This is a genomic window from Amycolatopsis halotolerans (genome assembly GCF_042647905.1).
GTDB classification, from domain to species: Bacteria; Actinomycetota; Actinomycetes; order Mycobacteriales; family Pseudonocardiaceae; genus Amycolatopsis; species Amycolatopsis halotolerans.
Genome location: NZ_JBHRWI010000019.1, coordinates 142,731 through 155,333 on the forward strand (window position 1 = coordinate 142,731; position 12,603 = coordinate 155,333).

Annotated in this window: 10 protein-coding genes; 6 read left to right on the plus strand and 4 right to left on the minus strand. The window is 68.5% G+C overall.

All coding sequences use genetic code 11. The annotated features are described in order from the left end of the window. Positions 1-805: 805 nt before the first annotated feature. Positions 806-1,459: an amino acid-binding protein gene (locus ACFORO_RS14735; RefSeq protein ID WP_037367388.1), complete on the minus strand. Its 654-nt coding sequence runs from the start codon at positions 1,457-1,459 to the stop codon at positions 806-808. Between the two features lie 221 nt (positions 1,460-1,680). On the opposite strand from ACFORO_RS14735, the gene gatC reads away from it, so the two are divergent. The 4 genes from gatC to ACFORO_RS14755 are packed head-to-tail and all read left to right on the plus strand — an operon-like array spanning position 1,681 to position 5,515. Continuing rightward, positions 1,681-1,980 carry an Asp-tRNA(Asn)/Glu-tRNA(Gln) amidotransferase subunit GatC gene (gene gatC / locus ACFORO_RS14740; RefSeq protein WP_009073996.1) on the plus strand — a complete coding sequence of 100 codons (300 nt, stop codon included), beginning with the start codon at positions 1,681-1,683 and terminating at the stop codon, positions 1,978-1,980. Then, positions 1,977-3,494: an Asp-tRNA(Asn)/Glu-tRNA(Gln) amidotransferase subunit GatA gene (gene gatA, locus ACFORO_RS14745; RefSeq protein WP_377874950.1), complete on the plus strand. Its 1,518-nt coding sequence runs from the start codon at positions 1,977-1,979 to the stop codon at positions 3,492-3,494. The genes gatC and gatA overlap by 4 nt, the downstream gene beginning before the upstream one ends. Further along, positions 3,491-4,996 carry an Asp-tRNA(Asn)/Glu-tRNA(Gln) amidotransferase subunit GatB gene (gatB, locus tag ACFORO_RS14750; RefSeq protein ID WP_377874948.1) on the plus strand — a complete coding sequence of 502 codons (1,506 nt, stop codon included), beginning with the start codon at positions 3,491-3,493 and terminating at the stop codon, positions 4,994-4,996. Before gatA ends, gatB begins: the two co-directional genes overlap by 4 nt. Then, positions 4,997-5,515: a hypothetical protein gene (locus ACFORO_RS14755; protein WP_377874946.1), complete on the plus strand. Its 519-nt coding sequence runs from the start codon at positions 4,997-4,999 to the stop codon at positions 5,513-5,515. A gap of 746 nt (positions 5,516-6,261) precedes the next feature. Here the strand turns inward: ACFORO_RS14755 and ACFORO_RS14760 are convergent. Then, positions 6,262-7,470 (minus strand): PQQ-dependent sugar dehydrogenase, encoded by a 1,209-nt coding sequence (locus ACFORO_RS14760; protein WP_354739412.1) that lies wholly within the window; start codon positions 7,468-7,470, stop codon positions 6,262-6,264. A gap of 58 nt (positions 7,471-7,528) precedes the next feature. Between ACFORO_RS14760 and ACFORO_RS14765 the strand changes: the two genes are divergently transcribed. Both ACFORO_RS14765 and ACFORO_RS14770 read left to right on the plus strand, forming a co-directional pair. Then, on the plus strand, positions 7,529-8,437 hold the full coding sequence (locus tag ACFORO_RS14765; RefSeq protein WP_377874944.1) for a 2-hydroxyacid dehydrogenase: 909 nt from the start codon (positions 7,529-7,531) through the stop codon (positions 8,435-8,437). A gap of 105 nt (positions 8,438-8,542) precedes the next feature. After that, positions 8,543-9,118 carry a DoxX family protein gene (locus ACFORO_RS14770; protein ID WP_354739220.1) on the plus strand — a complete coding sequence of 192 codons (576 nt, stop codon included), beginning with the start codon at positions 8,543-8,545 and terminating at the stop codon, positions 9,116-9,118. 706 nt (positions 9,119-9,824) lie between these two features. Here ACFORO_RS14770 and ilvD read toward each other — a convergent pair. Continuing rightward, positions 9,825-11,669 carry a dihydroxy-acid dehydratase gene (ilvD, locus tag ACFORO_RS14775; protein WP_377874941.1) on the minus strand — a complete coding sequence of 615 codons (1,845 nt, stop codon included), beginning with the start codon at positions 11,667-11,669 and terminating at the stop codon, positions 9,825-9,827. Positions 11,670-11,741: 72 nt separating this feature from the next. Beyond that, the gene (locus tag ACFORO_RS14780) at positions 11,742-12,284 is read right to left on the minus strand and encodes a PH domain-containing protein (RefSeq protein ID WP_377874939.1); all 543 of its coding nucleotides are present in this window, start codon (positions 12,282-12,284) and stop codon (positions 11,742-11,744) included. Positions 12,285-12,603 lie beyond the last annotated feature (319 nt).

Here is a 12,603-nt window from a genome sequence, read left to right on the forward strand (position 1 = left end):
CTGTGAGCGTCTGCCCGGTGTTGAACTGTCACGGCCGTCGCCGGTGGACGGTTGCGTCGGGCGCGCCTGTTTGGCGAGCTTCGACCGGCTATGAGCTGTAACGTGTAGATGTCTGGCTTCGACTCAAGCTGTCACGCGTGAAGTATCGACTCGTATCGTGGAAGCGCGATGACGGCGAAGTCCGTTCAAGCTGCCGTTCCAGTCGTTGGCGTTGCTGCGTTTTGCTGTCGCGTGCAGCGCGGCACCACAACCTGGTGGCACCTCAACGACGGTCACGGCGGCGACTGTGACCGCGACGGTAGCCGAGTCCGCGTCGGCGACCGTGACTTCGCCGATTAGTGCCGCACAGCCGGCGACGATCCAAGTCCCTGACGTGTCCGGCATGGATCATCAGGACGCCATGCGGGTGGCTCGGCTGTATAACCTGCGAGAGGTCGATTCGTCCGGGATAAGCGGGTGATGATCATCACCGGAACTGGTGTCAGACCGGCCAGGATCCCAAGCCTGGTGCCGTAGTTTCTGCTGGCACAGTCGTCACGCTCTATGCCGACAAGTGCTGATTAGCGTCGCCCGGCACGCCAAGGGAACCGGTTGACCGGGCAGGTTCCCCTTCTCGGGGGAGATTGTCTGCACTTGAGGACAGCGGATCGCGAGTAAGCCCACACGCGATGAATCGCTGAGCCAGCCTCATGTCGGCCTCCAACGACGGCCTGGACAGTCGAGTGCCAGCATCCGAAACGTCAAGCCAAACGCGCTCAACGCAGCTGGCTCCGAACCGTTTAGGACAGTCGACCCAAGTTCTGGATCACCCGTCCAGAACCACCGCGACGATCCCAGCGAAATGCGCCAGCCGAGCGACCTCGGCAGCACGGAAGTTAGGCCCGCCCGGGCGAGCGACAAGCATCGCCTTCCCCGGCTTTCCCAGCGGAGTAGCGGCCAGCTCGGTGCCGAGCTCCTTCCACGTCTCCGGAACCCAGGAATCCTCGCCGTCCAGGACAGTCGCGCGTTCCAGCGGCAGCCAAGGCAAGTCCGTGAACGGGTTCTCCGGCGCCGCGCTCGACGAGGCCAAGCGCCGAGGTCCCGATTCCGAATGTTCGACGATCACCGCCCACCCGGCCCGGATGATCTTCGGCACACCCTCGGCGAGCAAGTCCAGCCCGGCTTTCGGCTGGGCCGCGATCTCCTCGACCAGCTCCAGTTCGCGATGCGTGTCGAGGATGCCCGCGTACGGTCGCACCGCGTCGACCTCGACGCCTTCCACGCTCTCGGCCGCGGTGATCAACGCGTCCGGGAGCCGGCCCGACGGGAGTTCGACCACCAAGTCGTCGATCGCGAGCCCGCCGCCGCGTTCCACCACGTCCACGCTCAGGATGTCGGCCCCGACCGTGCCGAGCGCGGTCGCGACCGCGCCGAGAGTGCCGGGGGAGTCCGGTAGCTGGACCCGGATCAGGAACGACACCACGCGCCCCTCTCGCCTCAGGCGTCCCAGCCCTGTCGTGGGACGCGCTTGCCGGGCGCCGATTGTGACAGACCGGGTACCCGCGGGGGCCCGCTGTCCGGCACGCGGGACACCCTGCCCGGCGCCCGCGGCCCGATAACCCGGTCGAACCGTCCGACGCCGTCACCATAGACTTGCAGCTTCCGAGAGCACCCGCACAGCACACCCCGGGAGTCACCCGCGTGCCCAACATTTCCCGAGACGAGGTCGCACACCTCGCCAGGCTGGCCAGGCTGGCCGTGACCGACGACGAGCTGGACGTTTTCGCCGGCCAGCTCGACCAGATCCTCGACTCGGTGGCGAAGGTCAGCGAAGTCGCCGCGGAGGACGTCCCGCCGACCTCGCACGCCGTGCCGCTGACGAACGTCTTCCGCGAGGACACCGTCCGGCCCAGCCTCGAACAGCAGGACGCGCTGGCCGCCGCGCCGGCCGCCGAGGACGGCCGGTTCCGGGTGCCGCGGATCCTGGGAGAAGAACAGTGAGCGAACTCGTCAAGCTGACCGCCGCCGAGCTGGCGGCGAAGATCCACACGCGCGAGGTGTCCGCCGTCGAGGTCGCGCAGGCGCACCTGGACCGCATCGCCGCTGTGGACGACCACGTGCACGCGTTCCTGCACGTCGACACCGAAGGCGCGCTCGGCGCGGCCAAGGCGGTCGACGAGCAGTTGGCCGCAGGAGAGCAGCCGGCGTCGCCGCTGGCGGGCGTCCCGCTGGCGCTGAAGGACGTGCTGACCACGAAGGGCGTGCCGACGACCTGCGGGTCTCGCACGCTCGAGGGCTGGCTGCCGCCGTACGACGCGACTGTCACGCGCAAGCTGCGCGAAGCCGGTGTCGTGATCCTCGGCAAGACGAACATGGACGAGTTCGCGATGGGTTCCTCCACGGAGAACTCGGCGTACGGCCCGACGCACAACCCGTGGGACCACGCGCGCATCCCAGGCGGTTCGGGTGGTGGCTCCTCAGCGGCGATTTCGGCTTTCGAGGCGGCTCTCGCGATCGGTACCGACACTGGCGGCTCGATCCGCCAGCCCGGCTCTGTCACGGGCACTGTGGGCGTGAAGCCGACGTACGGCGGAGTGTCGCGCTACGGCCTCGTGGCGTTCTCGTCTTCGCTCGATCAGGCCGGCCCGTGCGCGCGTACGGTGCTTGACGCCGCACTGCTGCACGAAGCGATCGCTGGTTACGACCCGATGGACTCGACGTCCATCAACGCACCTGTGCCGCCTGTTGTTGCTGCGGCGCGCGAAGGCGCGAAGGGCGACTTGACCGGCGTACGCGTCGGCGTCGTGAAGGAGTTCGGCGGCGACGGTTACCAGCCGGGCGTGCTGCGGTCGTTCGAGGCGGCCGTGGAGCAGCTTCGCGCTCTCGGCGCCGAAGTGGTCGAGGTGTCGTGCCCGCACTTCACGTACGCGCTGCCTGCGTACTACCTGATCGCGCCAAGCGAAGCGTCGTCGAACCTCGCGCGCTTCGACGCGATGCGGTACGGCCTGCGTGTCTCGGACGACGGTGCACACAGTGCCGAAGAAGTTATGTCGCTGACGCGCGAAAAGGGCTTCGGTGCTGAAGTGAAGCGTCGCATCATGCTCGGCACGTACGCGCTTTCGTCGGGCTACTACGACGCCTACTACGGCTCCGCGCAGAAGGTGCGCACGCTCATCACGCGCGACTTCACGCAGGCCTTCGAGAAGGTCGATGTGCTCGTGTCGCCGACGACGCCGACCACGGCGTTCAAGATCGGTGAGCGCGTGGACGACCCGATGGCGATGTACCTCGCCGACCTGTGCACCATCCCGTCGAACCTCGCGGGCAACGCCGCCATGAGCGTCCCGAGCGGACTGTCCGACGAGGACGGGCTGCCGGTCGGCCTGCAGATCATGGCCCCGGCGCTCGCCGACGACCGGTTGTACCGGGTCGGCGCCGCGTACGAGGCCGCGCGCGATGCCGCTGCCGGCGGCTCGCTCGTGCACCAGGTTCCCGAACTGGGAGGAACGAAGTGACTGCCGTGGCCGAGTTGATGGACTACGCCGAGGTCATCGAGCGGTTCGACCCCGTCCTCGGGCTCGAGGTCCACGTCGAGCTCAACACGAACACGAAGATGTTCTGCGGCTGCGTCAACGAGTTCGGCGGCGAGCCGAACACCAAGACGTGCCCGACCTGCCTCGGCCTGCCCGGCTCGCTGCCGGTCGTGAACGGCAAGGCGGTCGAGGGGGCGATCCGGATCGGGCTCGCGCTCAATTGCGAGATCGCGGAGTGGTGCCGGTTCGCCCGGAAGAACTACTTCTATCCGGACCAGCCGAAGAACTTCCAGACCTCGCAGTACGACGAGCCGATCGCGTTCGACGGCTACCTCGACGTGACGCTGGACGACGGCGAGGTCGTGCGCGTCGAGATCGAGCGCGCGCACATGGAGGAGGACACCGGCAAGTCGCTGCACGTCGGCGGCGCGACCGGCCGGATCCACGGTGCCGAGCACTCGCTGCTCGACTACAACCGCGCCGGCGTGCCGCTGATCGAGATCGTCACCAAGCCGATCACCGGCACCGGCGAGCGGGCGCCCGAGGTGGCGCGCGCGTACGTCACCGCGCTGCGCGATCTGCTGCTGGCGCTCGAGGTGTCCGACGTCCGGATGGACCAGGGCTCCGTGCGCTGCGACGCGAACGTGTCGCTGATGGCCAAGGACGCCGCGGAATTCGGCACGCGCACCGAGACGAAGAACGTCAACTCGCTGCGGAGCGTCGAGCGCGCGGTGCGGTACGAGATGACCCGTCAGGCGGCGATTCTCGCCGAAGGCGGGTCGATCCGGCAGGAAACGCGGCACTTCCAGGAGGCCGACGGCACCACGTCGTCCGGGCGCACCAAGGAAACCGCGGAGGACTACCGGTACTTCCCGGAGCCCGACCTCGTGCCGATCGCGCCGTCGCGCGAGTGGGTCGAGGAACTGCGCGCGACGCTGCCGGAGATGCCGGCGGAGCGGCGCAAGCGGATCCAGGAAGAGTGGAAGCTCTCCGACGAAGCGCTGCGCGACCTGCTGAACGTCGGTGCCGTCGACCTCGTCGCGGCGACGGTCGAGGCTGGCGCGAAGCCGGACGAGGCACGCGGCTGGTGGGTCAACACGCTGGCGCAGGAAGCGAACACGCGCGAGGTCGAGCTGACCGAACTGGCGATCACGCCGGCGCAGGTCGCCGAGGTGATCGGGCTCGTGTCCTCCGGCGAGCTGACGAACAAGCTCGCCAAGGAGGTCGTGCAGGGCGTTCTCGCGGGCGAGGGTTCGCCGCGCGAGGTCGTCGAGAAGCGCGGCCTGAAGGTCGTTTCCGACGATTCGGCGCTGCTCACCGCTGTCGACGAAGCCCTGGCCGCGCAGCCGGACATCGCCGACAAAATCCGCGGTGGCAAGGTCGCCGCGGCAGGCGCGATCGTCGGCGCGGTCATGAAGGCGACCAAGGGCCAGGCCGACGCCAAGCGGGTGCGCGAACTGATCATCGAGCGCGTCGGTTCCTGAGTGGGTTTCTCGCTCCGACGCGTCACCTGGCGCGAGTGGCTCGGCCTGGCGGCCGGGCTGCTCGCGGTCGGGTCGACGCCGCTGCCCTGGACTGTGCTGTCAGCGGATACCGCGACGTCCGATGTCCGCGACGCGTTCGGGACGTTGCCGCACAGCGACGTCGTGCGTACGGCGTGGCATTCGGATCCCTTCTCGTGGGGTCCGCCGCTGCTGCTGGCTGTGGTGGGGCTTGCGGTGGTGTTGTTCGGGCAGGTCACCAAGGCACGGGTGAGTGGCCTGCCGCAGCTGTGGCTGGTCGGCGGGCTGGCGACGGTTTTGCTGATGGTGATCGGCTGGACGACGCTGGACTGGGTGTTCGACAGCGATCAACGGGCGTTCCTGGACGCTGCCGGGGTGTCGATCTCTGGTGGGATCGGGCGGTATCTGGGGATGGCCTTCGCGGTCGGGTCGCTTGTGGTGGCGATTGTGGACATCCGGGCTGCTCGGGCGGAGAGCCGGGCTTCGCGTCGTCGCCGCTGAACGGCGACACGGTGGTTGCTGACCGGGGAGCTTCTGGCCGATTCGCCGCTAAACGGCGACGGGGCCTGGCCCCTTGCTGGCGCGGGCTTTGAGTGGATTCGCCGTTGCGTGGCGACGGCTGTTCCCGGGTGAGCGGCGGCTCTTTGCGGATTTGCCGTTGAGCGGCGACTAGGCACTCTCCGCTGGGAGACGGCTTTGAACGGATTCGCCGTTGAGGGGCGGCTGGGTGCTCTCAGTCGAGAGGCGGTTTGGGGATTCGCCGCTAAACGGCGACGGGGCGCTCTTGGTTGAGAGGCAGTTCTTCGTGGACTTGCTTCTGAGCGGCGGGACGTTCGGAGTGGGGGCTGCCGTTGCTGCTGAGTTTGCCGTTGGGCGGCGAACGGATGGCGGGCCGCCGTTGCCGCCGAGTCTTGCGATTGGTCGGCGCGAGGGATAGCGGCGAATCTCCCGGGGCAGCCCGTTGAACGGCGATGGGCCGATGCCGATGTTGGCGGCGATGTCGGGGCGAAGTCGGTCTGGGCGGAGCCCGCCTGCGTCAGTGGCGGGTCGGTGAACGTCGCCGTTCAGCGGCGACTCCGGCCAGAATCGATGCGGGCCGTGAGCGCCCGGAAGGGCAGACGGGGCGCTCGCCTGAGACTGAACATGGCCGATCGCAGCGGCCCGGAGCGGCTGTCGCCATCAAACGGCTAACCGCAGGTCAACCTGCCTGCCGGATCCGGGAAGGGCTCAACCAGGCACGCCCGGCGTCAGTCCTTGCCCGGACCGCCGCCAGTGTCGCTCACCACGATCAGGACCACTCGGTCATCGCTGGAAACCGGTTTGCCGCCGTCCTTGTTGACGGTCCCGGCGACGGCCAGCTGGGGGTTGATCATGCTCATGGAAGAGAGCCGGCCGTACGTCGTGGCGGCCTTGCTTTTGCCGTCGAGGGTGACAGTCGGCTTGCCGGTGACCGCTCCGTCCTTGTTGACCGGCACGTTCTGCATGCCGGTGGACGACGCGATGCCGAGGATGCCGTTCGCGTCGACGAAATCGACGCAGCCGCCCAGAGAGGGCTTGTCCTGCCAGGTCCACGCGGGCGTGCTGAGCGGCTGTCCGGACTGGAGGCGGTACACGGCGTCCGGGCCGCTGGCCGGGTGGTCGGTCACCCAGGTGCGTTTCCCGTCCGACGAACGGCAGATGCCGCCGGGGGAGTGCAGGCCGGACGCGTAGACGGCGGACCCGGATGTCGGATTTCCGGTCGCCGGTTTTCCGGACACGTCGATGCGCAGGACCTTGCCTGCCAGGGAATTCGGATCCGCGGCCGCGGCCGGATTACCGGCATCGCCCGTAGCGACGAGCAGTGCACCGCTTCCGTCGCTGGCCAGCGCGCCGCGGTTGCCGGTCGAGCCCTTCGGGATTCCGGTCAGCACAGGCTTCGGGGCCTGGCCCTTGGCGAAGCGCACGACTCGGTTGTCCGATGCCGTGGTGACGTATGCGAAGACCAGTTGGTCCTCGACGTAGCTGGGAGACAACGCGAGGCTGGTGAGCCCGCCATCGCCGTCGGCTTGGACGTCCAGTTGCGCGAACGACGTCGCGTCGTGTCCGGAGCTGGCCAGCATGACGCGGCCGGTTTTCCGTTCGCCGGCGAGAGCGGCGGGCGCGGATCCCTCGCCGGGAAGTCCGGCGACGGCGGCGACTGTGTCCAGACAGGTGGCGATGACAGCCTTGTCGAAGTCCTTGCAGCCCTGCGGAGGCGGAACCGGCGAGGGCGGCGCTTGCGCGGGGCCGGTGCGGGGACCGTTGCCGGAGCCGTCGCCGTGCTCCTGGACCTGCGGCGGAGATTCCGGGCTCGGCACCGGCGCGGGGGTGAACGTCTGGCCGGCCGCGGTGTCGTCGAACCGGGCGCAGCCGGAAAGCACGAGGCCGCCGCAGGCGAGGAGGGCCAGCGGCGCCGACCACCGGTACCGGGTACGCATGATGCCCCAGCCTAGGTGGCGCGGCGTGAGCCACTGGTAAGTGGCTACCGTGGTGATCATGACAGTCACCGTGCTGGTCCCGGACGACGAGGGCGTCGCCGTGCTGTCCGAAATCCCCCTCGTCCACGCGGTGCGCTACGAATGGGGCCGTACGCTGCCGCCGGAGGCCGTGAAAGCCGAGGTGCTCGTTCCGGCCATGGATTCGGCGGGCGACGACATCTGGGGCGACCTGCCGAATCTCAAGCTGGTGCAGCTCCTGACCGCGGGCGCGGAAGACTGGGTCGGCCGCGTCCCGGACGGTGTCCTGTTGTCCACCTGCCGCGGCGCGCACAGCGGCAGCCTGGCGGAGTGGGTTGTCGGCGTCCTGCTGTCGATGTACCGGAATCTGGACGTTTACGCGGCGGCACAACGTGCCGGGCGTTGGGAGCAGTTGCCGTCGGACACTTTGCAGGGCCAGCGCGTATTGATCGTCGGGGCGGGGGACGTCGGGCGGCAGCTGCGTCGGCGGTTGGAGCCGTTCGACGTCCGCTGCACGATGGTCGGGATGTCGGCGCGCGAAGGCGTGCACGGTGTCGACGAGTTGCCGGATCTGCTGCCGCACCACGATGTGGTGGTCATGATGGTGCCGCTTACTTCGCGGTCGCGGGGCATGGTCGACGCTGGCTTCCTGGCGGCGATGCGTGACGATGCGGTGCTGGTCAATGCTGCTCAAGGGCCTGTTGTGGTCACTGACGCGCTTGCGGCGGAGCTTGCGGCGGGGAGACTTCGCGCCGCGCTCGACGTGACCGATCCCGAGCCGCTGCCAGCGGACCATCCGTTGTGGACTGCGCCTGGTTTCGTGCTGACGCCCCACGTGGCGGGTGCGGTTCGGGGCGTCCGGCGGCGCGCTTATTTGGTGGCCGCGGCGGAAATCGCCCGGTACGCTGGCGGAGAGCTACCTGGCAATCTCGTGCGCGGCGAATACTGATCATTTCCCGAATGTCGGCCTGGCACTCAGGGTGAACCCTGAAAGAGCCCCTGACCTCGGCGTGCTCGCTCGCGGGTCACGGCTGAATCCCCTAATCTTCGCCGCGTGACCACTCAAGGGGACGACTACCAGACCAGCGTGCTGTCCGGTGTCGAGGACTCTGCCGGCAACGACTACGACGAACCGCGGCAGGGCGGTCTCGGCTTCGGCCTGCTCGTCTTGCGCCTGGGGCTCGGCGTGATCATGGGTGCGCACGGCCTGCAGCATTTGTTCGGCGCTTTCGGCGGGCCGGGCGTCGGCGGGTTCGCGCACGTGCTCGAGATGTTCGGGTACCACAAACAGACGACGCTGCTGTCCTGGATCACCGGCATCACCGAGGTCGCGGGCAGTGCGCTGCTGATCGTCGGCCTGTTCACGCCGCTCGCCGCGGCGGGGCTGCTGGGCGTCGCCGCCAACATCGTCTACGCGAAGTTCCACGGCGGCTTCTTCGAGGGCACCGGTCAGGGCTGGGAGTACGAGCTGCTGCTCGGGCTCTGTGCGCTGACGCTGATCTTCACCGGTGCGGGCACCATCTCGCTGGAGCGGAACACGCCGTGGCGGAAGCGGCCGTTGCCCCTTGGGCTCATTTCGCTGCTGCTGGCCGCGGCTGCGTCTGTGGTGGTCATTGTTCTGACTCGCTGACGCGTTCAGCGCCGACGTGGCTGACCGTCCGGATCGGCGTGGCTGACCGTCCGGATCGGCGTGGCGGGCCGTCGGGATCGGCGTGGCGGGCCGTCGGGATCGGCGTGGCTGATTGTCGGGACCGACGTTGCTGGCACGTCGGAGACGGCTGGAGGCAGCGCCGGGTTGGTGGGTCGTTCCGCCGCTCAACGGGCCGTTGGGGTGTTGCCGTTTAGCGGCGAATGCCTGGTCAAGGGCATGATTCAGGCGGTGGCAGTTCGTTTGTCGCCGACGGGATTGGCTCGTGAGCGGCAACGGCTCGGCGGCTGGAGGCTAAATCACAGCCAACAGCAGTCTGGGGTGATTGCCCCGGCGGGGCGCCGGTGAGGGATCGGCAGGGACTCAACAGCCGAGGGCCAGGGTGGCGTGGGTGCTGTGTGCGTGGCTGGTCGGACTCGGCCGGTGGGGTGGGCTCGTAGCCGGAGGAAGGGTCTCCACGTGTGGCGGTGACCCTGCGTCGAGGCGTGTGGCAGCGGTCGGAGATTCGGGTCTTCGAGCAGCCGCGGTGATCGTTAGCCGTTTAGTGGCGAATCGCGTCGACCAGGGCTCCGACGGCAGCGGACCCGAGATTTCAGCGGTTGAAGCCGACTGGCCGAGACACGGAAAGGGGCCCGCGCAACCACACGCGGGCCCCTCCCGGCAAAGCAAAAACCGGAACAGCAGAGGATCAGCGGTTCGGGTCCCGGACCGCACCGGTGTCGGCCGACGTGGCCATCCGGGCGTAGGCCCGCAGCGCCGCGGTGATCGGGCGCTGCCGGTCCTTCGGCTGCCACGGACGTTCCGAAGCGTCCATCTTCGCCCGCCGTTCGGCCAGAACCTCCGGATCGACCAGCAGCTCAAGCCGGCGCTCGTGGACGTCCAGGACGATCTGGTCGCCGTTCTCCACCAGGCCGATCAGGCCGCCCGCGGCGGCTTCCGGCGAGATGTGGCCGACCGAGATGCCCGAGGAACCGCCGGAGAATCGGCCGTCGGTGATCAGGGCGCATTTCTTGCCGAGGCCGGAGCCCTTGAGGAACGCCGTCGGGTGCAGCATTTCCTGCATGCCGGGGCCGCCTGCCGGGCCTTCGTAGCGGATGACCAGCACCTCGCCCGGCTGGATCTCCTTCTTGAGGATCGCCGAGACGGCCTCCTCCTGGCTCTCCAACACCCGCGCCGGGCCCTGGAAATGCCACAGGTCCTCGTCGATGCCCGCGGACTTGATCACGGCGCCGTTCTCGGCCAGGTTGCCGCGCAGGATCGCGAGGCCGCCGTCCTTCGTGTAGGCGTGTTCGACGTCGTGGATGCAGCCGCCGGCGGCGTCGGTGTCCAGTGACGACCAGCGGTTTTCCGTCGAGAACGCCTTAGTGGTCCGGACCCCGCCCGGTGCGGCGTGGAACAGCTCCAGCGCCTTCTCGGACGGAGACTCGGCGCGGATGTCCCACTCGTTCAGCCACGTGGCGATGTCCGGCGCGTGGACCGCGTGCACGTCGGTGTTCAGCAGCCCGCCGCGGTACAGCTCGCCCAGGATGGCGGGGATTCCGCCGGCCCGGTGGACGTCTTCCATGTGGTAGTCGGAGTTCGGCGCGACCTTCGACAGACACGGCACCCGCCGCCCGATGGCGTCGATGTCGCTGATCGTGAAGTCGACCTCGCCCTCCTGTGCGGCGGCGAGGATGTGCAGCACGGTGTTCGTCGACCCGCCCATGGCCATGTCGAGCGCCATCGCGTTCTCGAACGCCTCCTTCGTGGCGATCGAACGCGGCAGCGCCGACTCGTCGTCATCGCCGTACCAGCGCTTGCACAGCTCGACCACCGTGCGTCCGGCGTCGGAGAACAGTTCGCGCCGGGCGGCGTGCGTCGCGAGCGTGGAACCGTTGCCCGGCAACGACAAACCCAGGGCTTCGGTAAGGCAGTTCATCGAGTTCGCGGTGAACATGCCGGAGCAGGAACCGCAGGTCGGGCAGGCGGAGCGCTCGACCTCGGACAGGCCGGCCTCGTCGATCGCCGAGTTCGCGGACGCCGCGATGGTGGTGATCAGGTCGGTCGGGGCGTGCGCGACGCCTTCGACGACCACCGCCTTGCCTGCCTCCATCGGACCGCCCGAGACGAACACGGTCGGGATGTTGAGCCGCATCGCGGCGTTGAGCATGCCCGGCGTGATCTTGTCGCAGTTGGAGATGCACACCAGCGCGTCGGCCTGGTGCGCGTTGACCATGTACTCCACCGAGTCCGCGATGATCTCGCGCGAGGGCAGCGAGTAGAGCATGCCCGAGTGGCCCATCGCGATGCCGTCGTCGACCGCGATCGTGTGGAACTCGCGGGCGATGCCGCCGGCTTCGGCGACCGCCTCGGCGACGATCTCGCCGAGGTCCTTGAGGTGCACGTGGCCGGGCACGAACTGGGTGTAGGAGTTGGCGATCGCGACGATCGGCTTGCCGAAATCGCTGTCGGTCATTCCGGTCGCACGCCAGAGCGAGCGTGCGCCCGCCGCGTTGCGACCGTGGGTGGTGGTCCGGGAACGGAGGTGCGGCACGGCATTCTCCCAGGTCAGAAGGCTGAACCAGGCGGAGGGGAACTACGGCTCCGCAAACTGGTCCTACCAATTCTACTCGGCTGGTTTGCCGTCGCCGCCACTGGTCTGTTCCGCGTCGGCGGAGGGCTTCGGTTCAGCCGGTTCGGGAGAGGGCTCCGGCGCGGCCTCGGCGGCCGGCTTGTGCCCGGTGAGTTCCTCGTCGCTCAGCACGCCCGACGGGTCCTTGATCTTGCCCTCGCTCACCAGCGCCAGTACCGGAAGATGCCGCGTCCGCACTGTGGGAAGCGCGACCTGGGTGTCGTCGCCGAGGACCGCGCGCACGCGGGCCTTGTTCGTGATCGCCAGGCCCTTGAGCGACGACCACGGCAGGTCGCGCTGCCCGAAAACCGTTCGGACCTGCAGGCCTTCGCGGTTCGCGACGGTGCGCGTGCGCGCGACGAACACGAGCAGCGCGAGCGGGAAGACGTACAGCCACTGGAATCCGCCGATCTCGCCCAGTGCGATAGGTGTCACACAGACGGTCAGCAGACCGATCGCGAGGTATGCCGTGGTCGGGATCCGGAACACGGCCTTCCGGCCCTCGTCCGCACGCTGGTCCTGCTGTTTCTTGGCCACGCAGGAATGGTGCACCGGTGCCGGGAGCGATCTGCGTCCGGGTCGCGCGGGAGCAGTACTGGCCGTCCACGATGCGGAACCGCCGTCCCGTAGAGTTGACACTCGCCCGGGCGCGCGACTAACGTCGGGGCCGTGATTACGCAGACCGGTCTCGTACTTCCTCAGCGCGCCGACGCTTAGGAAGAGTCCTCTGCGTCGACGCGCGACCCTCGTGCGACCTTACGGTCGGCGGGGGTTTTTTGTTGCGTGAAACCGGTTCCCCGACCGGAAGTACGGCCCAGACAACCCGAACGAGTGACACCGAGAACCCACGAGGCAG